Annotated in this window: 20 protein-coding genes; 7 read left to right on the top strand and 13 right to left on the bottom strand. The window is 70.7% G+C overall.

Features of this window, described 5'->3' with window-relative positions; genetic code table 11:
* Positions 1-2 precede the first annotated feature (2 nt).
* The 3 genes from AB0472_RS44450 to fdhD are packed head-to-tail and all read left to right on the top strand — an operon-like array spanning position 3 to position 3,533.
* Positions 3-1,820, top strand: a complete 1,818-nt coding sequence (locus tag AB0472_RS44450; RefSeq protein WP_366365256.1) for an NADH-ubiquinone oxidoreductase-F iron-sulfur binding region domain-containing protein — start codon at positions 3-5, stop codon at positions 1,818-1,820.
* Positions 1,817-2,677: a 2Fe-2S iron-sulfur cluster-binding protein gene (locus tag AB0472_RS44445; protein WP_366365254.1), complete on the top strand. Its 861-nt coding sequence runs from the start codon at positions 1,817-1,819 to the stop codon at positions 2,675-2,677. The genes AB0472_RS44450 and AB0472_RS44445 overlap by 4 nt, the downstream gene beginning before the upstream one ends.
* A 7-nt stretch (positions 2,678-2,684) precedes the next feature.
* On the top strand, positions 2,685-3,533 hold the full coding sequence (gene fdhD, locus AB0472_RS44440; RefSeq protein ID WP_366365253.1) for a formate dehydrogenase accessory sulfurtransferase FdhD: 849 nt from the start codon (positions 2,685-2,687) through the stop codon (positions 3,531-3,533).
* Positions 3,534-3,605: 72 nt separating this feature from the next.
* Here the strand turns inward: fdhD and AB0472_RS44435 are convergent, their stop codons facing one another.
* Positions 3,606-4,436 carry a LysR substrate-binding domain-containing protein gene (locus AB0472_RS44435; RefSeq protein ID WP_366365251.1) on the bottom strand — a complete coding sequence of 277 codons (831 nt, stop codon included), beginning with the start codon at positions 4,434-4,436 and terminating at the stop codon, positions 3,606-3,608.
* Between the two features lie 139 nt (positions 4,437-4,575).
* Between AB0472_RS44435 and AB0472_RS44430 the strand changes: the two genes are divergently transcribed.
* Positions 4,576-5,295 carry an SDR family oxidoreductase gene (locus AB0472_RS44430; RefSeq protein WP_366365250.1) on the top strand — a complete coding sequence of 240 codons (720 nt, stop codon included), beginning with the start codon at positions 4,576-4,578 and terminating at the stop codon, positions 5,293-5,295.
* A 12-nt stretch (positions 5,296-5,307) separates the two neighbouring features.
* On the opposite strand, the gene AB0472_RS44425 is transcribed toward AB0472_RS44430, so the two are convergent.
* Together AB0472_RS44425 and AB0472_RS44420 are read right to left on the bottom strand one after the other, a co-directional pair.
* Complete coding sequence (locus tag AB0472_RS44425; RefSeq protein ID WP_366365248.1) at positions 5,308-5,835, bottom strand: isochorismatase family protein; 528 nt, start codon at positions 5,833-5,835, stop codon at positions 5,308-5,310.
* Positions 5,836-5,955: 120 nt separating this feature from the next.
* Positions 5,956-7,005 (bottom strand): bile acid:sodium symporter family protein, encoded by a 1,050-nt coding sequence (locus tag AB0472_RS44420; protein ID WP_366365247.1) that lies wholly within the window; start codon positions 7,003-7,005, stop codon positions 5,956-5,958.
* A 160-nt stretch (positions 7,006-7,165) separates the two neighbouring features.
* On the opposite strand from AB0472_RS44420, the gene AB0472_RS44415 reads away from it, so the two are divergent.
* Positions 7,166-8,029: a LysR substrate-binding domain-containing protein gene (locus tag AB0472_RS44415; RefSeq protein WP_366365246.1), complete on the top strand. Its 864-nt coding sequence runs from the start codon at positions 7,166-7,168 to the stop codon at positions 8,027-8,029.
* Positions 8,030-8,042: 13 nt separating this feature from the next.
* On the opposite strand, the gene AB0472_RS44410 is transcribed toward AB0472_RS44415, so the two are convergent.
* The gene (locus tag AB0472_RS44410; protein ID WP_366365244.1) at positions 8,043-8,228 is read right to left on the bottom strand and encodes a hypothetical protein; all 186 of its coding nucleotides are present in this window, start codon (positions 8,226-8,228) and stop codon (positions 8,043-8,045) included.
* Between the two features lie 341 nt (positions 8,229-8,569).
* On the opposite strand from AB0472_RS44410, the gene AB0472_RS44405 reads away from it, so the two are divergent.
* Entirely contained in the window at positions 8,570-10,396 is a 1,827-nt protein-coding gene (locus AB0472_RS44405; protein WP_366365242.1) for a long-chain fatty acid--CoA ligase, read from the top strand.
* A gap of 21 nt (positions 10,397-10,417) precedes the next feature.
* On the opposite strand, the gene AB0472_RS44400 is transcribed toward AB0472_RS44405, so the two are convergent.
* Genes AB0472_RS44400 through AB0472_RS44360 form a run of 9 tightly spaced genes read right to left on the bottom strand, consistent with a single transcriptional unit; the run spans position 10,418 to position 22,375 of the window.
* Positions 10,418-12,448 carry a PQQ-dependent sugar dehydrogenase gene (locus tag AB0472_RS44400; RefSeq protein WP_366365240.1) on the bottom strand — a complete coding sequence of 677 codons (2,031 nt, stop codon included), beginning with the start codon at positions 12,446-12,448 and terminating at the stop codon, positions 10,418-10,420.
* An 11-nt stretch (positions 12,449-12,459) separates the two neighbouring features.
* The gene (locus AB0472_RS44395) at positions 12,460-14,709 is read right to left on the bottom strand and encodes an alpha-galactosidase (RefSeq protein WP_366365238.1); all 2,250 of its coding nucleotides are present in this window, start codon (positions 14,707-14,709) and stop codon (positions 12,460-12,462) included.
* Complete coding sequence (locus AB0472_RS44390) at positions 14,706-17,945, bottom strand: glycosyl hydrolase family 28 protein (RefSeq protein ID WP_366365237.1); 3,240 nt, start codon at positions 17,943-17,945, stop codon at positions 14,706-14,708. The genes AB0472_RS44395 and AB0472_RS44390 overlap by 4 nt, the downstream gene beginning before the upstream one ends.
* 11 nt (positions 17,946-17,956) lie before the next feature.
* A complete protein-coding gene (locus AB0472_RS44385) occupies positions 17,957-18,739 on the bottom strand; it encodes a heparin lyase I family protein (protein WP_366365236.1) in 783 nt (260 codons plus the stop codon).
* A gap of 4 nt (positions 18,740-18,743) precedes the next feature.
* Positions 18,744-19,934: a glycoside hydrolase family 88 protein gene (locus tag AB0472_RS44380; RefSeq protein WP_366365235.1), complete on the bottom strand. Its 1,191-nt coding sequence runs from the start codon at positions 19,932-19,934 to the stop codon at positions 18,744-18,746.
* Entirely contained in the window at positions 19,931-21,205 is a 1,275-nt protein-coding gene (gene pqqE, locus AB0472_RS44375) for a pyrroloquinoline quinone biosynthesis protein PqqE (RefSeq protein ID WP_366365267.1), read from the bottom strand. Before pqqE ends, AB0472_RS44380 begins: the two co-directional genes overlap by 4 nt.
* Positions 21,202-21,456 carry a pyrroloquinoline quinone biosynthesis peptide chaperone PqqD gene (pqqD, locus tag AB0472_RS44370; RefSeq protein WP_366365234.1) on the bottom strand — a complete coding sequence of 85 codons (255 nt, stop codon included), beginning with the start codon at positions 21,454-21,456 and terminating at the stop codon, positions 21,202-21,204. The genes pqqE and pqqD overlap by 4 nt, the downstream gene beginning before the upstream one ends.
* The gene (pqqC, locus tag AB0472_RS44365) at positions 21,453-22,214 is read right to left on the bottom strand and encodes a pyrroloquinoline-quinone synthase PqqC (RefSeq protein ID WP_366365232.1); all 762 of its coding nucleotides are present in this window, start codon (positions 22,212-22,214) and stop codon (positions 21,453-21,455) included. The genes pqqD and pqqC overlap by 4 nt, the downstream gene beginning before the upstream one ends.
* Before the next feature lie 20 nt (positions 22,215-22,234).
* Positions 22,235-22,375, bottom strand: a complete 141-nt coding sequence (locus AB0472_RS44360) for a pyrroloquinoline quinone precursor peptide PqqA (RefSeq protein ID WP_366365231.1) — start codon at positions 22,373-22,375, stop codon at positions 22,235-22,237.
* A gap of 333 nt (positions 22,376-22,708) precedes the next feature.
* Here AB0472_RS44360 and AB0472_RS44355 point away from each other — a divergent pair, with 333 nt between their 5' ends.
* Positions 22,709-23,545: an aldo/keto reductase gene (locus tag AB0472_RS44355; protein ID WP_366365230.1), complete on the top strand. Its 837-nt coding sequence runs from the start codon at positions 22,709-22,711 to the stop codon at positions 23,543-23,545.
* Positions 23,546-23,665 lie beyond the last annotated feature (120 nt).

Here is a 23,665-nt window from a genome sequence, read left to right as displayed (position 1 = left end):
AAGTGGACCTGCACTTCGGCGACAGCAGACCGACGGACGACGAACGCGCCGCGGTCGACGCCCTGCTGGGCCCTCCGGAGTCCTCCTGGGAGGGCGCCGACCGTTCCGAGGCAGACCTGCGGTGGGCGCGCGGCGGCCGGGAGGCCCGGGACCGCCGCGACCTGCTGCTGCCGGGGCTGCACGCGATCAACGACCGGATCGGCTGGATCAGCGAGGGCGCCCTCGGCTACCTCTGCCGACGCCTGACCGTCCCCCCGGCCGAGGCCTACGGGGTCGCCACTTTCTACGCGATGTTCTCCGTCGGGCCTCGCCCGGCGACCGTCCTGCACGTCTGCACGGACCTGGCGTGCACGGTGGCCGGGGCGTCCGCGCTGTGCGCCGGGGTGGAGGCGGGTGCCGGTCCCGGGGTGCACGTCGAGCGCAGCCCCTGCCTGGGCCTGTGCGAGCGGGCCCCGGCGGCCCTCGCGATCCGGGCCGGGGATCCGGTGCGTACGGCGGTGGCGGCGCCGGCGACGGTCGAGGCGGCCGTCCTCGCGGCCACCGCGCCCGACTCGGCGCCCGAGGAGCCGCCGGCCGCGACGGCCGTACCCCAGGCGGGGCAGGACGGCCTGGTCCTCCTCAAGCGGGTGGGCGTGGTCGACCCGGCCTCGCTCGACGACTACCGCGCGAACGGCGGGTACACCGCCCTGCGGCACGCCTTCGCGCTCGGCCCCGCCGGGGTCATCCGCGAGGTCACCGACTCGGGCCTGGTCGGACGCGGTGGCGCCGCCTTCCCCACCGGCCGCAAGTGGCAGGCCACGGCCTCCCAGCCCGACCACCCGCACTACCTGGTCTGCAACGCCGACGAATCGGAGCCGGGCACCTTCAAGGACCGTGTGCTCATGGAGGGCGACCCGTACTCCCTGGTGGAGGCGATGACGATCGCGGCGTACGCGATCGGCGCCCGCCAAGGCCTCGTCTACCTCCGCGGCGAGTACCCGCGGGCGACCCGGCGTCTGCGGCACGCGATCGACCAGGCCCGCGCCCGCGGCTTCCTCGGCGAGGACGTCCTCGGACAGGGCTTCGCCTTCGACATCGAGATCCGGCGCGGCGCCGGGGCGTACATCTGCGGTGAGGAGACGGCCCTGTTCAACTCCATCGAGGGATACCGGGGCGAGCCGCGCTCGAAGCCGCCGTTCCCGGTGGAGAAAGGGCTGTTCGGGAAGCCGACGGTCGAGAACAACGTGGAGACGCTGGTCAACGTCCTGCCGGTCCTGACCATGGGCGCCCCGGCGTACGCGGCGATCGGCACCGCGAAGTCCACCGGCCCGAAGCTCTTCTGCGTGTCCGGGAGCGTGGCCCGCCCGGGCGTCTACGAACTCCCCTTCGGCGCCACGCTCGGCGAGCTGCTGCACCTGGCCGGAGTGCACGACAGCCTGCGGGCCGTCCTGCTCGGCGGCGCGGCGGGCGGCTTCGTACGGCCGGACGAACTCGGCATCCCGCTCACCTTCGAGGGCACCCGGGAGGCCGGCACCACCCTCGGCTCGGGTGTGGTCATGGCCTTCGACGACACCGTGCCGCTGCCGCGGCTCCTGCTCCGGATAGCGCAGTTCTTCCGGGACGAGTCCTGCGGGCAGTGCGTGCCCTGCCGGGTCGGCACGGTCCGGCAGGAGGAGGCCCTGCACCGGATCGCCGCGCGCACCGGCGCCGACGCCGCCGCGGACGTCGCGCTGCTGCGCGAGGTCGGCCGCGCGATGCGGGACGCCTCGATCTGCGGTCTCGGCCAGACCGCGTGGAACGCCGTGGAATCCGCCATCGACCGTCTGGGGGCGTACGAATGACCGTGACACCGCTCGGGATCCCGCGCCGGCTGCTGGAGTTCACGATCGACGGCGAGGAGGCGCGGGTCCCGGAGGGCTCGACGATCCTGGACGCCTGCCGGTTGGCCGGGAAGGACGTGCCGACCCTGTGCGAGGGCGACACGCTCCGCCCGAAGAACGCCTGCCGGGTGTGCGTGGTCGAGGTGGAGGGGGCGCGGACGCTGGTGCCCGCCTGCTCCCGGAAGGCCGAACCGGGGATGGTGGTCCGCACCGGCAGCGAACGCGTCCGGCACAGCCGCAGGATCGTCCTGGAGCTGCTGGCCTCCTCGGTGGACCTGTCGACGACCCCCCGGGCAGCCGAGTGGATCAAGGAGTACGAGGCGAAACCGGACCGCTTCGGCCCCGGCGCGGCCCGCCTGAACGAGGAGCCCAGGGTCGACAACGATCTGTACGTGCGCGACTACGGCAAGTGCATCCTCTGCTACAAGTGCGTCGACGCCTGTGGCGACCAGTGGCAGAACAGCTTCGCGATCTCCGTCGCCGGGCGCGGCTTCGACGCCCGGATCGCCGTCGAGCACGACGCCCCGCTGACCGATTCGGCCTGTGTCTACTGCGGCAACTGCGTGGAGGTGTGTCCGACGGGGGCGCTGTCGTTCAGGTCGGAGTTCGACATGCGGGCGGCGGGTACCTGGGACGAGGCCCGGCAGACGGAGACGACCACGGTGTGCGCGTACTGCGGTGTGGGCTGCAACCTCACGCTCCATGTGCAGGACAATGAGATAGTGAAGGTCACCTCGCCGCACGACAACCCGGTGACCCACGGCAACCTCTGCATCAAGGGCCGTTTCGGCTTCCAGCACGTACAGAACCGGGGCTGATCAGACCATGGGACGAGTCACGGAACGACGCAAGGTCCTCCGCATCCGCGACGGAGCCGTCTCCGCCAGGCCGGACACGCTCGTCGCCGAGGAACCGCTGGAGATCAGACTCAACGGGAAACCCCTCGCCATCACCATGCGCACGCCCGGCGACGACTTCGCGCTGGCGGCCGGCTTCCTGGTGAGCGAGGGAGTGCTGGCCGAGGCCGGCGACCTGCAGAACATCGTGTACTGCGCGGGCGCCACCGTCGACGGCTCCAACACCTACAACGTCGTCGACGTCCGGACCACACCGGGCGTCGAGCTCCCCGACTTCACCCTGGAGCGGAACGTCTACACCTCCTCGTCCTGCGGGCTGTGCGGCAAGGCGAGCCTGGACGCGGTGCGTACGACGGCCCGCTGGCCGATCGCCGACACTCCCCCGGTCCGGGTGGAACCCGAGCTGCTCGCGAGCCTCCCCGACCGGCTCCGCGCGTCGCAGCGGGTCTTCGACCGGACCGGGGGGCTGCACGCGGCGGCCCTGTTCGCCGAGGACGGCGAGCTGCTGGACATCCGTGAGGACGTGGGCCGGCACAACGCGGTGGACAAACTGGTCGGCCGGGCCCTGCAGAACGGCGGCCTGCCGCTGTCCCGGACGATCCTGCTGGTCTCCGGACGGGCCTCCTTCGAGCTGGCGCAGAAGGCCGTGATGGCGGGCATCCCGATGCTCGCGGCGGTCTCGGCGCCGTCCTCGCTGGCGGTGGACCTGGCGGTGGAGACCGGGCTGACCCTGGTCGGTTTCCTGCGCGGCAGCAACATGAACGTGTACGCGGGCGAGGACCGCATCGCCCTGCGGGCCGCGGCCGCCCAGGGCTGACCCGGTTCCCCGCGGCACGGCGGCGGGGCCCCGACCGGCGGGGAGCGCCCCCTGCGCCGCAGGGGCCCCGTCTCAGCCGGTACCGGGCGCCCCGGCGGCCGCCGCGGCCTCGGCGAAGGCGGCGGCCAGGGCGGAGCGGCGGCCGGCCGCCCAGGCCAGCAACACCCGGTCGGGTTCGGCGTCGACGACCGGGACGTAGACGATGTCGGGGCGGGAGTACTGCTCGGCGGCCGAGCGCGGCACCATCGTGATGCCGCTGCCGGCCGCCACGCACTCGAACTTCTCCTCGATGGTGCGCAGCGGCAGGTCGCCGGGCCGGGGGTCGTGGTAGCGCAGCCACGTCTCGCCGTCGAGGTCCGAGAGGGAGATCTCCTGCTTCCCGGCGAGCCGGTGCCGGTCCGAAAGCATCGCGACGCGGGGCTCGCCGTACAGGGGCCGCAGTTCGATCCCCTCCTCCCGGACGGGCAGCCGCACGTAGGCGATGTCGACGGTGCCGTCGAGGATCAGCTGCTCCTGGTCGTCCCACTCGACCCGGAGGGCGCGCACCTCGACGTCCGGGTGGACCGCGGTGAAGGCCCGCAGCGCCTCGGTGACCACGACGCCGGCCCGGAAGCCGACGACGAGGCGTCGCCGGCCCCGTGCGGCCTGCCCGACCCGGCGCCGGGTCCCGTCGGCGGCGGCCAGCAACAGGCGGGCGTCTTCGAGAAGTTGCCGTCCGGCGTCGGTCAGGGTCACGCCGTGGCTGTCCCGTACGAACAGCTCGGCCCCCAAGTCCTTCTCCAGAGCCCGGATCTGACGGCTCAGCACGGGTTGGGCGATGTGCAGCCGTTCCGCCGCGCGGCCGAAGTGGAGGAGTTCGGCGACCGCCGTGAAGTAGCGGACCTTGCGCAGATCCAGGTCCATGGCCGCATGCTCCTTCCCGGGTGGCGATGTCTTCAGGGTATCGCCGGCGCCGAAAGAGGTCTTGGACGGCGCATGTCACGGGACCGCAGGCTGGAGGTGTCCGAACGGGACGGAACACCGGCTTGGGAAGGGATCAGCCATGGGTCTGCAGGGACAGCGTGTCGTCGTCATCGGGGGTACCTCGGGCATCGGGCTCGCGGTCGCCGAGGGCGCGGCACGGGAGGGCGCGCGGGTGGTCGTCGCGTCGCGGCGGCGGGAGAGTGTCGACGCGGCGCTGAAGGTGCTCCCGGCGGGCGCCGAGGGGCAGGTGCTGGACGCCACGGACGAGGACGCGGTGCGCGCCTTCTTCACCGGGATCGGGGCGTACGACCACCTGGTGTACACGGCCGGTGACTCGATCGTGCTGGAGAACCTGGCCGACACGGACATCGCGGCGGCCCGGGGTTTCCTGGACACCCGGCTGTGGGGTGCGTACGCGGCGGTGAAGTACGGCGCCGGGTCGCTCCGGCCGGGCGGGTCGGTGGTGCTGACCACGGGGACCGCGGGGCACCGGCCGCTGCCCGGATCGAGTGTCGCGTCGGCGCTGTGCGGGGCGATGGAGTCGCTGACCCGGGCGCTGGCGGTGGAGCTGGCACCGGTGCGGGTCAACGTGGTCTCGCCCGGGGTGGTGCGGACCGAGCTGTGGCGGGGACTGCCGGAGGCGGTCCGGGAGGAGCTGTTCCGGTCGTCCGCCGAGTCGCTGCCGGTGGGGCGGATGGGCGAGCCGGCGGATGTGGCGGAGGCGTACCTGTACCTGATGCGTGGGGGGTACAGCACCGGGTCGGTGGTGGTCGTGGACGGCGGCGGGACGCTGGTCTGAGCGACCGGGCGGTCAGGCGGCGGTGAGGCGTAGGTCGGCCGCGGTCACGACGGTGCCGAGGCGCGGGAAGTCGAGCCGGACGGACGCCTCGTGCTCGGGGCCGGTGAGGGCGGCCATGGCGTCCTCGACGAAGACCAGGTCGTAGCCGAGGTCGGCGGCGGCGCGGGCGGTGGACTCGACGCCGAGGTTGGTGGCGATGCCGCCGAACACCAGCCGCGTGACGCCGAGCCCGCGCAGCCGGGCGTCGAGCTCCGTGCCCTGGAAGCCGCCGATCGTCCGCTTGACGATCTCCACGTCCCCGTCCTCCTGGAGTCCGGCGACGAGTCCGCTGCCCGGCGGCTGCTCGGCGAGCGAGGGCCGTTCGACGCGGATCAGCACCACGGGCGCGCCGACGGCGCGGAAGGCGCGGGCCAGTTCCTCGGCGGTGTGCAGGACTTCGGTGCCCTTGCGGGGCTCCAGGGGCAGCGCGACGATGCGGTCCATCAGGTCGACGAGGACGAGGGCCGTGTGCGCCGGGTCGAGCGCCAGGGGTGCGGTCATGACGGAACGTTAGCCGTCACGAGCCGTCCGTACCGGAAATCCGGATCAACAGGCCCGTGAACCGCTCGCGTTCGGCGGCCGGCCGGGGGCCGGCCGGCGCCCGCCGGGCCGGGGCGGGGCTCAGCGGCGGAGCGGGCCCGTGCCGACCGCGGCCCGTGACTCCGCCGCCGGGGCCGCCGGGGCTTCGGCCTCCTCCAGGGCCTCGGGGTCGTGGGCGCGGCGTTTGGCGATGACCGCGCACACCATGAGCTGCATCTGGTGGAAGAGCATCAACGGCAGCACGGCCAGCGAGGCGTGGGCGCCGAACAGGACGCTGGCCATCGGGAGCCCGGAGGCCAGGGACTTCTTCGACCCGGCGAACTGGATGGCGATGCGGTCCCCGCGGCCGAAGCCGAGCGCCTTGGCGCCGTACCAGGTCAGCAGGAGCATCACGGCGAGCAGCACGGCCTCGACGGCGAGGAGTCCGGCCAGCCGGACCACGCTGACCTGGTGCCAGATGCCCCGGACCATGCCCTCGCTGAAGGCGGTGTAGACGACGAGCAGGATGGAGCCGCGGTCGACGAGGCCGAGGATCCGCTTGTGCCGGGTGATGAAGTCCCCGATCCAGCGGCGCAGCAGCTGCCCGGCGACGAACGGCACCAGCAGTTGGAGCACGATCTTCACCATCGAGTCGGCGGAGAACCCGCCCCCGCTGTTGCCGAGCAGTGCGGCGGCGAGCAGCGGTGTGAGGACGATGCCGATCAGCGAGGAGAAGGACCCCGCGCAGATCGCGGCGGGCACGTTGCCGCGGGCGATGGAGGTGAAGGCGATCGAGGACTGGATGGTGGAGGGCACCAGGGTCAGGAAGAGGAGTCCCTGGTAGAGCGGATGGGTGAGCAGGACCGGCACCAGACCGCGGGCCGCCAGGCCGAGCACCGGGAAGACCACGAAGGTGCAGACGAGAACCGTGACGTGGAGCCGCCAGTGCCGCAGCCCGTCGACGGCCTCGCGGGTGGACAGGCGCGCCCCGTACAGGAAGAAGAGGAAGGCGATCGCGGCCGTGGAGGCGCCGGAGGCCACGTCGGCGTCCGTGTCCCGGGCCGGAAGGAGCGCGGCGAGGCACACCGTCCCGAGCAACAGCAGGACGTACGGGTCGATCGGCATCCGACTGGGCGGGCTGAGGCGTTTCACGGTGCTCCACTTGCGGGTCGGTCAGGGTGCCGTGGCGGCGGATACGGCCGGGTTCTCGCCCGGGCCCGGAAGGGCCCCCTCCATCGTCCTCCTCCGACACTTGATCGGGAATCCGGTATACCACTCTGACTGCCATCGCGTTCCGCGATAACATGTCCGAGTGTACGACCCTTCGCAGCTCCGCACCTTCCTGGCGGTGGCCCAGACGCTCAGCTTCACCCAGGCCGCCCGGCGGCTCGGGCTGCGCCAGTCCACGGTGAGCCAGCACGTGCGCCGCCTGGAGGAGGCGGCCGGCCGCCAGCTGTTCTCCCGGGACACGCACTCCGTGGAGCTGACCGAGGACGGCGAGGCGATGCTCGGGTTCGCCCGCCGGATCCTGGAGGTGCACGAGCAGGCGGCGGCCTTCTTCACGGGTACCCGGGTCCGCGGCCGGCTCCGCTTCGGCGCGTCGGAGGACTTCGTCCTGACCCGGCTGCCGGAGATCCTGGAGGGCTTCCGCAACGACCACCCCGAGGTGGACCTCGAACTGACGGTGGAGCTCTCGGGCACCCTGCACGAGCAGCTGGCCGCCGGGAAGCTGGATCTGGTCCTGGCCAAGCGGCGCCCCGAGGACCCGCTGGGCGAGCTGGTCTGGCACGACGACCTGGTGTGGATCGGCGCGGAACGGCTCCGCCTTGACCCCGCGCGCCCGGTCCCGCTGATCGTCTATCCGCCGCCGGGCATCACCCGCGCGCTGGCCCTGGAGGCGCTGGAGCGCCAGGGCCGCGACTGGCGGATCGCCTGCACGAGCGGCAGCCTCAACGGCCTGCTCGCGGCGGCCCGGGCCGGCCTCGGCGTGATGGCCCATTCGAAGGGCCTGATCCCCCCGGGCCTGTTCCGCGTCCCGGACCGGGCGGGCCTCCCGGAACTGGGCAAGGTCGACTTCGTCCTGGTGCACGGCCCGAGACGCTCACCGGCACAGGGCGCGGCAGATGCCCTGGCAGCGGCGATCCTGGCCGGCGGAGCCCGCTTGCGACGCCCCTAGCAGCGGCGCCCCCTCAGGGGCGCGGGGAACTGCCCGACAAGCCCCCGGCGGCCCGCACTCTCACAAGGGTCCGAGCGGTGTCGGGGCGCCCGGCGAGCGCGTCGGCGATCCGGCCGGAGGGGGCGCGGCCGTCTGCCGCCAGTGCGCCGAGCAGGCGCACGTCCACCGGGTCGAGCGTGTCGGATGACAGCTCCGGCATCCCTGAACCGCACCCGGGCGGAGTGACGAAATCGGCCGCCCCGGCGCAGTCATCAGGGGGCGCCGCGGCGCCCGCACCTGACCGGCGGGTAACCGGCCGGGGGCCGTAATCGGGTCGTACAGATTCGGTGGAGATTACGGAGCCGGAACTTACTGAACCGTAAGGATTCTGTCCGGCCCTTCCCCATGTGGGCGTATTTTCCAGACGTGAGTGCGGTCATACGAGAGCAATGCTCGTTTTCGCACCCCCTCCCGATCGGTCTTGCGGTGGGGTAGCTTTCACGGCGCTGAGCGGACCGTCACTACTACCGTCACTGTGGAGCGAGGAGCGGGGAGCGGGGTTTGCGCGAGTTCACCAACCCGCCGTTGGCGTCGGCGCCGCCGGTCGGCGGTCTGGCCGACAGCGTGTTCGAGCGTGCCCGGACGGACCCGCTGCACGTCGCGCTGGGCCGCAAGGACGAGCTCGGCCAGTGGCGTGACGTGACCGCCGCCGAGTTCCGCGACGAGGTCCTCGCCCTCGCCAAGGGACTCCTCGCCCGCGGCATCCGGTTCGGCGACCGGGTCGCGATCATGTCCCGCACCCGCTACGAGTGGACCCTGTTCGACTTCGCGCTGTGGACCATCGGCGCCCAGGTGGTGCCGGTCTACCCGACCTCGTCGGCCGAGCAGTGCTTCTGGATGCTGTACGACGCCGAGTGCACGGCGGCGGTCGTGGAGCACGAGGACCACGCGATGACCATCGCCACCGTCATCGACCGGCTGCCGCAGCTGCGCCAGCTGTGGCAGCTGGACGAGGGCGCGGTGCAGGAGCTGTACGACGCGGGCGCGCACCTCGACGACGAGGTGGTCCGGCGGCACCGGCAGGCGGTCACGCCCGAGTCGGTGGCCACGATCATCTACACCTCGGGCACCACGGGCCGCCCGAAGGGCTGTGTCCTGTCGCACGGGAACTTCATGTACGAGGCGGACACGGTCGTGGCCCGCTGGGAGTCGGTGTTCCGCGCGAAGAGGGGCGAGGAGGTCTCCACCCTGCTCTTCCTGCCGCTGGCGCACGTCTTCGGCCGCATGGTGGAGGTGGCGGCGATCCGGCACGGGGTCCGCTTCGGCCACCAGCCGCAGCTGCACGCGGCGGCGCTGCTGCCCGACCTGGCCGCGTTCCGGCCGACGTTCATCCTGGCCGTGCCGTACATCTTCGAGAAGGTGTTCAACGCGGCGCGGCGCAAGGCGGAGAAGGAGGGCAAGGGCGGCCCGTTCGAGAAGGCGGTCGAGATCGCGGTGAAGTACGCGGACGCCGTGGAGGCGAAGGCGTGGGGCACCGGTCCCGGCCCGTCGGCGTCGCTGCGCATGCAGCACCAGCTCTTCGACAAGCTCGTCTACGCCAAGGTGCGCACGGCGATGGGCGGCAGGATCCGCAACGCCATGTCCGGCGGCTCGGCGATGGACCGCCGGCTCGGCCTGTTCTTCGCCGGCGCGGGCGTGCAGATCTACGAGGGCTACGGCCTGACCGAGTCGACGGCGGCGGCGACCGCCAACCCGCCCGAGCGCACCCGGTACGGCACGGTCGGCCAGGCCATCCCGGGCACCACCGTGCACATCGCGGACGACGGGGAGATCTGGCTGCACGGCGGCAACGTCTTCCAGGGCTACCTGAACAACCAGAAGGCCACCGACGCCACCCTGCACGACGGCTGGCTGGCCACCGGCGACCTGGGCTCCCTCGATGAGGACGGCTACCTGACGATCACCGGCCGCAAGAAGGAGATCCTGGTGACCTCCGGCGGCAAGAGCGTCTCCCCCGGCGTGCTGGAGGAGCGGGTCCGCGATCATCCGCTGGTCAACCAGTGCATCGTCGTCGGCAACGACCGCCCCTACATCGCGGCCCTGGTCACCCTCGACACCGAGGCCGTCGAGCACTGGCTCACCATGCGCGGCAAGCCCCAGATGTCCGCCGCCCAGCTGGTGCGGGACGCCGACCTGGAGACCGAGGTGCGGCGCGCGGTGGTGGCCGCCAACACCCTGGTCTCGCAGGCCGAGTCGATCCGTACGTTCCGTATCCTCGCCCAGCCGTTCACCGAGGAACACGGCTTGCTGACCCCGTCGCTGAAGCTGAAGCGCAAGGCGATCGAGAACGCCTACGCCAACGAGGTCGAGGCCCTGTACCGGGCCTGACGGTCCGTCAACCTCCTTCTGTCAGCTGATGTTGACCCGGAAGATCTTGTCGGATCCGTCCGGTTCGTTTCCGTTGTTGTCGCAGTTGGTGGTGGACAGCCACAGCTGGTCGGCGCCCGGCACCTTGGTCACGGTCCGCAGCCGGCCGTACGTTCCCACGTAGTACGCCGAAGGGGTGCCGACGTTCTCGGTGTCGCCGTTGATCGGGATGCGCCAGAGCCGTTCGCCGCGCAGCGAGGCCATGTAGACGACGTTGCGGACGATGGCGATGCCGCTCGGGGACGCCTCGGAGACGCTCCAGGTGGCCTTGGGGTTGGTCATCCCGGCGACCGAGCAGGTGCCCTCGCAGGTCGGCCAGCCGTAGTTGGCGCCCGGCTTGATGAGGTTCAGCTCGTCCTTGGAGCTGTTGCCGAACTCGGCCTCCCAGAGCCGCCCGTTGCGGTCGAAGGCGAGGCCCTGCGGGTTGCGGTGGCCGAGGCTGTAGACGTAGTTGCCGAACGGGTTGCCGGGGGCCGGCTTGCCGTCCGTCGTCATCCGCAGGATCTTGCCGTTGAGGGAGTTCTTGTCCTGGGCGAGGTCGGGGGTCTGGGCCTCCCCGGTGGAGACGTAGAGGTAGCCGTCGGGGCCGAAGAGGAGCCGTCCTCCGTTGTGGTAGCGGTTCTTCTTGATGCCCTGGAGCAGGATCTTGTAGTCGCTGAGCCCGGTCCCGTCGTAGGTCATGCGCACGACCCGGTTGCCCTCGTCGGCGGTGTGCATGAAGTAGACGTAGTGGTTCGTGTCCCACTTGGGGTCGACGGCGACGCCGAGCAGACCGCCCTCGCCGTTGGTGGTGACGGCGTTCGGGACGGTCCCGACCTGGGTCCGGGTGCCGTCCTTGGTCACCTTCCAGACCCGGAAGTCGTCCCGCTCGGTGACCAGCGCGGTCTTCCCGTCGGGCATCCAGTAGGTGCCCCAGGGGATGGTCCAGCCGCTGGAGAGCGTGGCGATGGAGGAGGGCGTGCCGCCGTCGGTGGCGCACGCCTTGGTGGTGAAGGTGACGGCGTTGCTGGGCTGGGAGACGTTCCCGGCCGCGTCCCGGGCGACGACGTCGAGGGTGTAGGGGCTGTCGCAGGCGAGCCCGGTGAGGGTGGTGGACGTGCCGCTGGTGACCGTGTCGTAGACGGTGGTGTCGCTGCGCACGTCGTAGGCGACGACCGCCCTGTCGTCGGTCGAGGCGCCCCACTTGAGGTCGGCGCTGTTCGCGGTCACGTTGCTCGCGGACAGCGTGCCCGGCTTGCTCGGCGGGGTGGCGTCGGAGCTGGGCTTGGTGGTGCAGTCGACGACCGGGCTGGCGGGCGAGGTGTTGCCGGCCGCGTCGCGGGCGATCACCGTGAGGTTGTAGTCGGTGTTGGGGGTGAGTCCGGTCAGTGCCTTGGAGGTCGAGCTCCCCGGCGCCTCGCTGATCTTGTTGCCGTGCTCGTAGATGTCGTACGCGCTCACGCCCACGTTGTCCGTGGCCGCGCCCCAGGCCAGGGTGAGCGCGTTCTCGCCGATGTCCGAGCAGCTGGGCTGCCCGGGGCGGGTCGGGGCCTGGGTGTCGGCGGCCGCGTCGAGGCTGACGCGGTCGAGGTTGGGGCCGCCGTCGGCGGTGGTGGCGGTGGCCCTGATCTTGTCGGTGCCGGCGCTCAGCGGGACGTCGACGGTCTTGGTGACCCAGGTGTTCCAGTCGGCGGAGGCCGGGAAGGACACCCCGGAGGCGACGACCGTGCCGTTGACGGAGATGTCCATCGGCCGGTCGGTGGAGGTCCCGTTGGCGTAGCGCAGGGTGAGGGCGGAGGTGCCGGCGGAGGCCGCACTCACCGTGAACTCCACGTAGGAGCCCTTGACGTTGGTGTAGTCGACGAATCCGGTGCCGGTGTACCCGGTGTGGTTGGTGGCGACGGTGCCCTGGGAGACCGTCGCGTCCTCGGCCTGGTAGTCGGTGGCGGCCAGCGCGGTGCCCTGGCCGAGTCCGGCGAGCGGCAGCGCCAGGGCCGCCGCGACGCCGTACGGCAGAACTCTTCTGATGTTCACGGAAGTTCCCCTCAGCCCGTGTACTGGGTGAAGACCTTGAGGTAGTCGTACGGCTGCTGCGTCACGCCACTGCAGGCGTCGCCGTCGGTGCCCGAGCCGCAGGCCCGGTCGCGGTTGACGGCCCAGTAGGTGAGCCGCCCGATGTGGTGCTGCTGGGCGTAGGCGAGCATGGTCCTGAAGTCGGCCACCCTGACCCGCTCACCGGAGTCGTCGGTCCTGCCGTTCATCGACGACAGCCCGATGTGCGTGTAGGCGGTGGCGTCGCTGTAGCCGTACGCCGACTTCACCTGCGCTTTGAGGCCTTCCATGGCCTTGGTGGTGAGGCTGCCCATGTTGGTGGTGCCGCCGCCGAAGTCGAACGGCATGATGCACCAGACGTCGTTCGCCAGACCGGAGTTCGCGGCCCGCTTGATCATGTCGGTGCCGGTGGAGTCGGGGCCGCTGGAGGTGGTACCGAAGGTGATGACGGTCTTCAGGCCCGGGTTGTTCGCCTTCACCGTCTTCAGCGCGTCGACGACTCGCTGCCGCACGGTCGCGTTGGACCACTCGGTGTTCTCGATGTCGATGTCGAGCGCCTTCAGCTTGTAGGCGCTGATCACCTTCTGGTAGGCGCCGGCGAGCGCGGAGGCGCTGGAGCACTTCTCGCCGAGCTTGTTCCCGCTCCAGCCGCCGACGGAGACGACGACGTCACCGCCCGCCGCTCTGATCGCGTTGATGGTGGACTGGTCGCTGCCTCCGGTCAGCGGGCGGGAGCCGTCCCACTTCGGGTTGCAGGTGCCGTCGGAGAGGATGAAGGCGAGCGTGAACCACTTGACGCCGGTCGCCGACATCACGGAGGTCGGGTTCTGGGGGCTGCCCCAGCCGAGGTATTCGTAGGGGGCCACGGCGAATCCGGGCGAAGCGGCCGCCATCTTGGAGGAGTTGACGGGCTTGACCCGGATGAGCCTGGTCTCGCCCGGACGCAGGGTCGCGCTGTAGGAGTCGGCGATCACGCCCTTGTGGGATCCGGACCAGAGGTCGGTCACGTCGCCCGAGCCGCTGAAGCCGACCTGCGACCAGTTCACGCTCACCGTCGCGTTGGCCGAGGTCCCGGTGTTGAACAGGGCCACGACGTACTGCCCGTCGCTCTCCTTCTTGCTCCAGACCTGGTTGACACCGCTGTTCACGATCCGCTTCGCGGCGACGCCGTCCTGGTCGACGCCGATCAGCCGGTCGTTGGTCAGCATCGCCTTGTCGACGGGGTCCAGTTGCGTGAGGTCGGTGCCGAGCAGCAGCGGGGCCGCCGCCATCGACCAGAGCGTGAAGTGCGAGCGGCGCTGGTCCGCCGTCAGGCCCACCTGGTCGCCGTTGCCGATCTCCAGCGAGTCCAGGTCGTTCCAGCCGCCGGGGCCGGCGTACGGCTGCCAGGAGGCGGCCGAGTCGAAGCGCTTGGAGACGTGGGACCAGTCGGTCAGCGGATAGCCGCTGCCGTTGCTCCCGGGCCCGCAGTAGCACTCGACGTCACCCTGGGTGCGCCAGCTGTTCGCCAGCTTCCGCCAGGTGGCGGCGTCGGCGATCGGCAGGTTGTTGGACAGGGCGAAGTTGATGGGCCGTCCACTGGCCCGCAGCGCCTTGTCCCAGGCCTGGACGTCGGGGATGTCGGCGCTGCCCACCCCGTCGATCTTCAGGTAGTCGACCCCCCAGGACGCGAACTGCTTGGCCCAGGAGTTGACGAAGTCCTGCGCGCCCGGCTTGGAGTAGTCGATGGCGTACATGTTCTTGCAGTTGTAGTTCTTCTCGGTCGTGGACGTGTCCGCGATGTCCTTCGCGTGGTACGAGGTGCCCTCGATCGGCGTGTTCTTGGTGACGGCGTTCTTCGCGATGCCGGGGGTGACGTAGAAGCCGAACTTCAGGCCCTTGGAGTGGACGTAGTCGGCCACCCCCTTGATGCCGTCCGGGAACTTGCTGGTGTCGACGGCCCAGCGGCCGTAGCCGTCCACGGAGAAGCCGTTGGAGTCGCACTTCTGCCAGAAGTCGTCGAGGTTGACGTAGACGAAGCCGTGGTCCTTCAGGCCGCTGGAGACCAGCGCGTCGGCCTGCGCCTTGATCTTCGCCTCGGTCGGCGTGCGGCGCACGAAGCTCCAGCTGGACCAGCCCATGGCGGGCCGTGCGGACTGGCCGTTGTCGGAGGCGGCCGCCGGATGGGCGGTGCCCACGAGCGGCAACGCCGCGGCGAGCAGCAGGCCCGCCGCCGCGGCCGTGAGCGGTCTGACCCGGATCATGACTGTCCCCCGTTCGCGGGTGTGGCGTACGACGTGCCGATCCACGCCTCGTCGAGGCGCAGTCGCCTGTAGCGGGTGGTGTCGCTGGAGGCGGCCCAGGTGGTGTCGACCTCCAGCCGGACGTAGCGGGCGTTGGACGCGGTCAGGTCGATGCCCTGGATGCCCCGGCGACTGGGCAGCTGGCCGGTCTTGACCGCGCTCCCCCAGTTGGTGCCGTCGTTGCTGACGTACACCTTGTAGTCCTTGATCCGGGCGGACTGCTCGGTGTCCGAGCGGGCGTAGGCCACGGAGTCCTCGCGCTGGTTGAGCCCGATGTACTGCACCTTCTTGGCCGAGCCGAGGTCGAAGGTGAGGTTCACCGGCAGCGTCTTGTCGTCGTCCCAGTAGGTGAGGTAGTCGCCGTCACCGGCCGCCGACGCGGCGTGCCCGCTCGCGGAGGCGCTCGCGCTGACCTTGACGCCGGTGAGGATGCCCTGGCGGCCGGCCGTCGTGACCTTGAAGACCGTGTCGTACGGGTCCCAGTCGCCGAGCCCGTTCAGGGTGAGCACGCCGCCGGACTGCGACCACGAAACGGCCGCTCCGGTGCGGAGGTTGGTGACGGAGGCGATGCGGTAGCCGTTGTCCCGCACGCGCAGCATGCTGGTGCTGGGCGGGGTCAGGACGTGGATGTACTGCCGGTTCGGGTCGTCCTTGGCGATGGTCGTCACCCCGTACGCGCCGTCGTTCCAGGCGCCGGGCTTGAGGCCGCCGTACATGTAGCCGCCGCCCTCGGTGCCGTGCAACGACTCCCAGACGGGGTCGAGGTAGGAGTCGGCGAAGTTGTTGAAGGCGGCCTGGTTCGACGGGAACTTCCCGTTGACCTGGGCGGTCTCGGCCATCAGGGCCTTCACCGAGGAGCCGACGTTGGTGACGAGGCGGCCGAGGGTGAGCATCTTGTCCACGGACGGGTCGGAACCGTCGTACCACCAGGCGCCGGTCGAGGGCAGCTTGAAGTCGGCCTCGGTCAGGCGGGGCTGGGCGGTGTAGACCGCCTGGGGGTAGTCGTAGGACGGCGTCATGCCCGTCTTCTGCTCATTGCTGATCATGTCCATGATCGGCGTGTCTTCGTTGTTGTTGCTGAGCGTGTAGTTCGGGCGCTTGTCGTAGATCTGCTGGTAGAGGTTGTGGCTCTCCCAGTAGGAGTTGTCGTTGTCGATCCAGAAGCCGCCGAGGTCGGGATAGCGGTCCATGACCTCGAAGAAGTTGTCGTAACTGAACTGACCGAAGCCGTCGTTGGTGGTCAGGTCGACGTTCTTGCCCTTGTAGGCGGAGTACGCGGCCGAGTCGAGCCACTCGTGGCCGCCCTCGTCGTGCCACTGGGGGTCGTTGGTCATGTAGAGGATGACCTTCATGCCCTGGGCCTTGGCGGCCGTGATCAGCTCGCCGAGGAAGTCCCGCTTGGTGGAGCAGGAGCCGGGGATCTTGGACGGCCAGGGGCGGGCGTAGCCGAGGCGACTGTGGAAGGTGGCGAGGACCAGGTACTGCGTGTGCAGCTTCTGGGCCTCCTTCACCCAGTAGTCGGGGGTCCAGCCCCCGTTCGTGACGTCGTTCTCCCAGGCGGTGCAGCTGGTGTGGGCCGGTGCGGTGCGCAGGCCCCAGTGCAGGAACAGGCCGCCGACGGAGGCGCGGAGGAAGTCCTGGCGGGGGTTCTCCAGATCGAGCGGCCTCACCGCCGCACTACTGCCGCAGTCCTGGCTTCCCGAGACCCGCAGGGCGCCGCCGGAGGTGTTGTGGCTGTCCGTCAGGCAGCCGCCGGTGACGTCCTGGAAGCCGACGTCGAAGGGCGAGTCGCTGCCCTTCTGCGCGGTGAACCGGGTGAGCCGGATGCCGCTGGCCGCGTTGGCGATGAACGCGGGCCGGCCGTCGTTCGAGGCGAACTTGACCGAGCTGTCGGTGAACTGGACGTCGTCGGCGTTGTGCAGGTACCAGCCGTAGGCGGGCCGGGTGCCGATGGCCTTGGGGTTGTAGTCGCTGGGGTCGTTGCTCGGCACACCCGTGGACATGGTGCCGTTGCCGCCGGGGACCGTGATGTTGACGTTGTCGAAGGTGACGCCGTTGATGCGGTGACCGGACTCGCCCCACAGGGTCGGGCTGAAGGAGGGGCTGTTGCCGGTGGCGGTGATGTTGTCGTACGTGACATTGCTGATCGACCCGACACCCGGGCTGTTGCCGCAGCGTTTACGGGTGCCGATCTTCTCCATGATCGGCGAGTGCACGTTCGTCATCGTGATGTCGCGGTAGTGGACGTCGGAGATCTTCGAGCCGTCCATGGAGACCATGCCGAGACCGGACTTGTCGGCGCCGTCGATGCGGATGTTCTCGAACTGGTAGTCCGAGAAGTCGCCGCAGGTCTCCGAGCCGAACATCAGGGCGTTGCAGCACTTGGCGCCGAGCAGCGAATCGCTCACCCGCACGTGCCCGTTGGGCAGCTTGGCGCCGAGGGCGTAGTCGCTCTTGAAGACCAGGGCGTCGTCGTTGGCGTGGATGGTGGCGTTGGTGATCGTCGCGTTGGTGGTGGAGATGACGTTCCAGCCGTCGCGGTCGCTCGCGGTGTCGATGGTCAGGTGATCGGAGGTCACGTCGGTGCAGCCGTTGATGAGGGCCGCGAAGTGGCCGCCGCGGCGCAGCGTGAGGCCGTCCCCGATCCGGAGGCCGTCGCACCGGGTCAGCGAGATGATCTTGTCGGCCTCGCCGGTCTTCGGGTTGCCGGTGATCAGGTTGCCCGCGCCGTCGATGACGCCCTGGCCGACGAAGCCGATGTCGGTGAGCTTGTCGCCGTAGATCATCGCGTCGTGGAAGTGGCTGTGGCCGTAGTCCTGGTAGGAGTCGTACGGGTTGGACTCGGCCTTGTCGTAGGTGTCCGCACTGGAGCCCTGGAGGGTGGCGCCCTTGTCGAGCTGGAGCGTCACATGGCTCTTCATGTGGAGGGTGTTCTTGGACTTGTAGGTGCCGGCCGTGAACCGGACGGTGCCGCCGCCGGCCGCGTTCGCGGCCGTGATGGCCTTGTCGATGGCCGGGCTCTCGTTGGTGGAGCCGTCACCCTTGGCGCCGTAGTCGCGCACGTCGTAGACGGCGGCGGCACGGGCGGCGGTGTGCGGGGCGGCGAGGGCCGCGGGGTGGGTGAGGCCGAGGACCACGGCCACCACGAAGAGGACGACGGCCGCCGCTCGGCGGCCTGGACCGGTGGGGGGTTTCATGTGGCGTCTCCTCACACCAGTTGGTAGCCACGGAGGTTGGTGAGCAGGAGGTAGGTGTCCTGCAGGGAGCCGGAGGTGTCACCGAGCGAGCGGTAGATGCCCCACTTCGGGCGCACCCGGTCGGCGAGGAAGGTGTCGACGCCGGTCTTCGACTTGTCGATCACCGTCGAGCCTCCGGACTTGAGGATCCAGCGGACGGAGCCCGCCGAGCCGTTGCCGACCTTGATCTGGAAGTCGACGTCGGTCCACGTGTCGTGCAGCGGGTCGAGGTCGGTGCGGCCGACGATGATCCCGTCGGTGGCGAGGTTCAGCTCGATGGTCTGCTTGCCGTTCACCCGGCGCAGCGACTGCGTGACGATCGGCGAGGTGCCGCTGCCGGGCTGCTTCATCTGCATGATGTGGGTGAAGGTGGTGGTCGCCTTCAGCGAGCTCGGGATGTACATCGAGTAGGTGATCCGCCAGGTCTGGCCCTCGTTCCACTTGAGGTAGCTGCTGGAACTCGTGCGCAGACCCGTGACCTCCTGGCGCTGCCGGTCGGTCGAGGTGTCCCGGTCCACCATGTGCATGTTGAAGCGCCAGTTGCTGCCGGTGGCGAAGATGTGCGGATGCCCGGCGGGGTGGGAGTCGGCGCGGTCGTCCTCGACCGTCTCGAAGGCGCCGAGACCGTCGCTGCTCGCGGAGGGGGCCCACTTCTGCTGCCAGGACGCGGCGTGGGCGGTGGCGGGCAGTCCCAGCGCCGCTCCGGCCGCGCCCGCGGCCGCCGCGCCCAGCAGTGCCCTTCTGGATGTGTTCATGACATTAATCACCTCGCAGTTGTTCGTTCATGATCAGGAAGGCGCCCAGACCGTGGAAGTCGTTGGTGGCCCGGTCACGTGCGATGTAGTACGCGTAGTCGCCGACGTTGGTGCCGACGGAGATGTCGGCGAGGTCGGTGCGGCCGTCGGAGCCGACCGAGAGCTTCGCCAGCACGCCCTGGTAGCCGCGGTGCGCGACGGCGGCGTAGTGCGGGTCGAGGTAGCCCTGCTGGACGCCGCGGGAGAGGGCGTAGGTGAACATGCTGGAGCAGGAGGTCTCGGTCCAGTCGTCGGACCGGTCGCCTTTGTCCATCACCTGGAACCAGCGCCCGGTCGCCGGATCCTGGTACTTCTCCAGACCGGCGGCCAGCTTCCGGAAGATGGACAGGAGTTGGGGACGCCGGGCCTGGTTCGCCGGGATGGCGTCCAGGACATTGACGATCGCCATGGCGTACCAGCCGACGGCCCGGCACCAGTGCTCGGGGGCGAGACCGGTCTGCGGATCGGCCCAGCTCGCGGTCATCGACTCGTCGTAGGCGTGCTTGAGCAGTCCGTTCGCGACCTGCAGATGACTGCCGTAGACGTACAGCTGCTTCGCCGCCTCGTCGTCGGTGTACGCGCTGTCGCCGAACTCCTTGCCGTACTCGACGAGGAACGGGTTCACCATGTAGACGCCGTCCGCCCAGAGTTGGTGGGCGCGGCTGCTGGTGTCGGCGTGCCAGAAGCCGCCGTCGCTCGTGCGCGGGTAGGTGTTCAGACGGTCGCGGATCTTCTTGGCCGCCTTGCGGTAGCGGTCCTGGCCCGTCTCGTGGTGCAGGATCACCAGGAGCCGGCCCGCCTGCATGCTGTCCAGGCTGTTGAAGGACTGGTCGATGGAGCCGTCGCTCTTCACGAACCGGTCGACGTAGTTCTTGATGTAGGTGAGGTAGCGGGGGTCGTGGGTGCGCCGGTAGGTGAGGTACTGGCCGTAGAGGTAGAGGCCGACCGGGTAGGACCAGCCGCCGATGGTGCTCGGGGTGTAGCGGGCCATGGTCGAGTCGACGACCGCGGTGGACCAGTCGGTGGCCGCGGCCGGCCTGGCCGCGGCGGCGGCCGCGGGAAGCGCGGCGGCGGGCGGGGGAAGGGCCGCGGGGAGCGCGGCCAGGGTGGCGGTGGTGAGCGCGACGGCCGCAAGGGCGGCCCGCAGGCGTTTCATGGTCCTCCTTCTTCGGCGAGGGCCCCGCGGGAGACTTCACTCGGGGTGTCGCTCGGGGCTTCGTTCGGCGCTTCGTTCGAGGCATGTCCGGGTGCGCCCCTCGGGGCTTGCCCGGAGGCGCCCCTCCGGGCTTCTCCCGGGGCTTCCCTGGGGGATTCGCCGGAGGCTTCCCTCGGAGATTCGCCGGAGGCTTCTCCGGGAGCTTGTCTGGGGACTGCGGCGGCGGAGGTACGGCGCAGTGGTGCCGGCCCGTGGCCGGGGGCGTGGCGGCAGGCGGGGTCGGTGTTGCGGGCGTCTCCGGTGAGCGCGTACGCCTGGCAGCGGCAGCCGCCGAAGTCGGTGGTGCGCAGGGCGCAGCCGCGGCACGGCTCGCGCATCCAGGACTCGCCCCGGTAGGCGTTGAAGGCCGTCGACTCCCGCCAGATCCAGGCGAGTCGGCGGTCCCTGACGCTGGGCGGGTCGAGGCCGGGCAGGGTGGCGGCGGCCGGGCAGGGCAGGACGGTGCCGTCGGGGGCGACGGTGAGCGAGATCCGGCCCCAGCCGCCCATGCAGGGTTTCGCCGTGCCGGTGAGGAGGTCGGGGGCGACCCAGACCAGCTCCGGTTCGTCCAGCCGCCGGCGTAGGCGCAGGACCGCCTCGCGGGCTCGCTCGACCTGTCCCGGCAGCGGCAGCAGGGCGGCTCGGTTGCGGGCCGCCCAGCCGTGGTACTGGGTGTTGGCCAGCTCGATCCGGTCCGCGCCCCAGGCCACGCCGAGCGCGATGAGGTCCTCGACGGCGTCCAGGTTCCCCCGGTGCAGGACGACGTTCAGGCCGAAGGGCAGGCCCGCCGCCCGGATCAGCCGGGCCGCGCGCTCCTTGGCCGCGAACGAGCGGGCGCCGGCGATGCGTTCGGCGGCCGTCGGCTCCGCGTGCTGCACGGACAGCTGCACCGCGCGCAGCCCGGCCGCGGCCAGCCCGTCCAGCCGCCGCTCGGTCAGCCGGAGCCCGCTGGTGACGAGCTGGGTGTACAGGCCGGCGGCGTCCGCGGCGCCGACCAGCTCGGGCAGATCGCGCCTGAGCAGCGGCTCGCCGCCGGACAGATGGGTCTGGACGACACCCAGCTCACCGGCCTGCCGGAACACCTCCGCCCACTGCGCGGTCGACAGCTCCACTGACCGACCGATCAGTCGGACGGGGTTCGAGCAGTAGCCGCAGCGGAGCGGACAGGCGTGGGTGAGCTCGGCGAGCAGTGCCCAGGGCGGTGCGGGTCCACCCGGCTCCGCGGTCGTCATCGCAGCCATCCCTCCTTCCGTGACGCGGTCAGGAACTCCGGGACCTCGGTGGCGACCGGGGCGCCCGGGAACACCTCGGACAGTTCGGCGACGATCTCGGCCACCGCCCGGCTGCCGTCGCACAGCCGGAGCACGCCGCCCGCCCGGCCGTGCAGCACGACGACGCGCTCGGGCAGCAGCAACAGGTCGGTGCCGCGGACCCGGTCGTGGCGCAGCACGGCCGAGCGGACGAGGACGGGCCGCCAGGTCATGGCCCGCTTCCGTCCGGGGCCTCGCCCGGGCCCCCGGTGTCCCCCCGGTCCACGGCGTCGAGCAGCGCCCAGAGCACCTCGCACTTGTAGGCGAGCGCGGCGACGGCGCGGTGCTGCTCCTCGCGGGTGCGGGCCCAGGACAGGACCAGCGCGAGGGCCTCCGCGCCGTCCCGGGCGCCCTGGTCGACGCGGGTGCGGAAGTAGCCGAGTCCGGCCGGGTCGATCCACGGGTAGTGGCGTTCGAAGGCGGTGATGCGGGTGCGCATCAGGCCGGGTGCGGACAGTTCGGTGAGGGAGGCGGCGACCGCGTCCAGGGCGGGGCGCAGGCGGCAGAAGGTGACGTACCCCTCGACCGCGAAGCGCACCCCGGGCAGTACCCGGGAGGTGTCCCACAGTTGCTCGCGCGGGAGGCCGGCCGCCTCGCCGAGGCGCAGCCAGCGTTCGATGCCGCCCTCTCCGTCGGCGGTGCCGTCGTGGTCGCGGATGCGGCGCAGCCACGGACGGCGCAGCTCGGGCCGGTCCAGTTTGGCGAGGACCAGGGCGTCCTTGACGGGGATGTGCCGCTGGTAGTGGAACCGGTTGGCGATCCAGCGGCGCAGTTCGGCCGGGCTCAACTCGCCCCGGTGCATGCGCCGGTTGAAGGGGTGACGGTCGTGGTAGCGGTCGGCCGTGACGGCGCGCAGCCGTTCGGTGAACTCCGCGACCGGCCAGGGGCCGGGGTCCGTCCCGGGGTCGACGGCGCTGACGGTGACGGTCATGGTGGCCCGCCCGGGCCGGATCAGCGGTCGCCGAGGGCGTAGCCGGTCACTTCCAGGGCGGTCTCCACGATGTGGTAGCCGGGGCTCTGCCAGACCTTGTCATCCGATGTCTGTGGGGCGACGGGTGCCGGCCGGCGGTCCTCGGTGGTCGTCTCGTTCATGGCGTGGTTACCCGCTTTCCTGAGGTCGGGGGGTCTCAATGTGCAGAGAGAGGTTTCTCGTTCATAAGGATCGATCGGGAAACCCACAGAGATGTTCACATCTCTGGACCAGATTCATCGATACGTCCGACGATGCGCACCAGAGTCTCGACAGAGACGGGCCCCGGTCAATGGTCCGGACCCATAACGTCGGATGCATTTCCGGCCAATCTCCGCCCACAGCGGCTGACCCAGCGGTCAGTTCCGGCGGATTCCGCGGTCAGGAATGCGTCGGGGCCGGTGATCGTTGACGATGGGAGTACCACCTGTCGACAACCTAAGGATCGAGAGCTCGTGAGCAGCAAGGTCCCCCCGAAAATCCTCAACAACGGCGTGGAGATGCCCCAGCTGGGCTTCGGCGTGTGGCAGGTGCCGGACGACGAGGCCGAGCGGGCCGTCGCCACGGCGCTGGAGGCCGGGTACCGCAGCATCGACACAGCGGCGATCTACGGCAACGAAGAGGGCACCGGCAAGGCGATCGCCGCGTCCGGCGTACCCCGTGCGGACATCTTCGTCACCACCAAGCTCTGGAACGCCGACCACGGGTACGACGCCACGCTGCGCGCCTTCGACGCGTCGCTGGCCAAGCTGGGTCTGGACTACCTGGACCTGTACCTGATCCACTGGCCGCTGCCGGCCCGGGGCAAGTACATCGACTCGTACAAGGCGTTCGAGAAGCTGCACGCGGACGGCCGCGTCAAGGCGATCGGCGTCTCCAACTTCCTTCCCGAGCACCTGGAACGGCTGATCGCGGAGACCTCCGTCATCCCGGCGGTCAACCAGATCGAGCTGCACCCGCACCTGCAGCAGCACGCGGCCCGGGAGTTCCACGAGGAGCAGGGCATCGCCACCGAGGCCTGGTCACCGCTCGGCCAGGGCAAGGGCCTGCTGGAGGTGCCGGCGATCGTCGCGATCGCCCAGAAGCACAACCGCACCCCCGCCCAGGTCGTGCTGCGCTGGCACGTCCAGCTCGGCAACGTCGTGATCCCGAAGTCCGTGACCCCGTCCCGGATCAAGGAGAACATCCAGGTGTTCGACTTCAGCCTGGACACCGAGGACCTCGCGGCGATCAGCGCGCTCAACGAGGACCGGCGCATCGGCCCGGACCCGGCCACCTTCGACGTGGGCTGAGCCGGAGTCCGGGAACGCGGACGGCCGTCGCGCCCCGTGCGGGGGCAGCCGGATCAGCGAGGAGGCCGTCCGCAACAGCTGGAACGTCGCGGCCGGCGCCTCCGCCCACGCGTCCGTGGC

The sequence above is a fragment of the Streptomyces sp. NPDC086777 genome, from assembly GCF_040702065.1.
Classification (GTDB): Bacteria; Actinomycetota; Actinomycetes; order Streptomycetales; family Streptomycetaceae; genus Streptomyces.
This window is presented reverse-complemented; position numbering and strand designations above follow the sequence as displayed.

Excerpts from the sequence above, each read along its gene's own strand:
- AB0472_RS44360 (WP_366365231.1), bottom strand. The coding sequence starts at position 22,375 with ATGAACGAGACGACCACCGAGGACCGCCGGCCGGCACCCGTCGCCCCA.
- pqqE (WP_366365267.1), bottom strand. The coding sequence starts at position 21,205 with ATGACGACCGCGGAGCCGGGTGGACCCGCACCGCCCTGGGCACTGCTC.
- AB0472_RS44390 (WP_366365237.1), bottom strand. The coding sequence starts at position 17,945 with ATGAAACCCCCCACCGGTCCAGGCCGCCGAGCGGCGGCCGTCGTCCTC.
- AB0472_RS44445 (WP_366365254.1), top strand. The coding sequence starts at position 1,817 with ATGACCGTGACACCGCTCGGGATCCCGCGCCGGCTGCTGGAGTTCACG.
- AB0472_RS44410 (WP_366365244.1), bottom strand. The coding sequence starts at position 8,228 with ATGCCGGAGCTGTCATCCGACACGCTCGACCCGGTGGACGTGCGCCTG.
- AB0472_RS44385 (WP_366365236.1), bottom strand. The coding sequence starts at position 18,739 with ATGAACACATCCAGAAGGGCACTGCTGGGCGCGGCGGCCGCGGGCGCG.
- AB0472_RS44425 (WP_366365248.1), bottom strand. The coding sequence starts at position 5,835 with ATGACCGCACCCCTGGCGCTCGACCCGGCGCACACGGCCCTCGTCCTC.
- AB0472_RS44380 (WP_366365235.1), bottom strand. The coding sequence starts at position 19,934 with ATGAAACGCCTGCGGGCCGCCCTTGCGGCCGTCGCGCTCACCACCGCC.
- pqqD (WP_366365234.1), bottom strand. The coding sequence starts at position 21,456 with ATGACCTGGCGGCCCGTCCTCGTCCGCTCGGCCGTGCTGCGCCACGAC.
- pqqC (WP_366365232.1), bottom strand. The coding sequence starts at position 22,214 with ATGACCGTCACCGTCAGCGCCGTCGACCCCGGGACGGACCCCGGCCCC.
- AB0472_RS44435 (WP_366365251.1), bottom strand. The coding sequence starts at position 4,436 with ATGGACCTGGATCTGCGCAAGGTCCGCTACTTCACGGCGGTCGCCGAA.
- fdhD (WP_366365253.1), top strand. The coding sequence starts at position 2,685 with ATGGGACGAGTCACGGAACGACGCAAGGTCCTCCGCATCCGCGACGGA.
- AB0472_RS44430 (WP_366365250.1), top strand. The coding sequence starts at position 4,576 with ATGGGTCTGCAGGGACAGCGTGTCGTCGTCATCGGGGGTACCTCGGGC.
- AB0472_RS44395 (WP_366365238.1), bottom strand. The coding sequence starts at position 14,709 with ATGATCCGGGTCAGACCGCTCACGGCCGCGGCGGCGGGCCTGCTGCTC.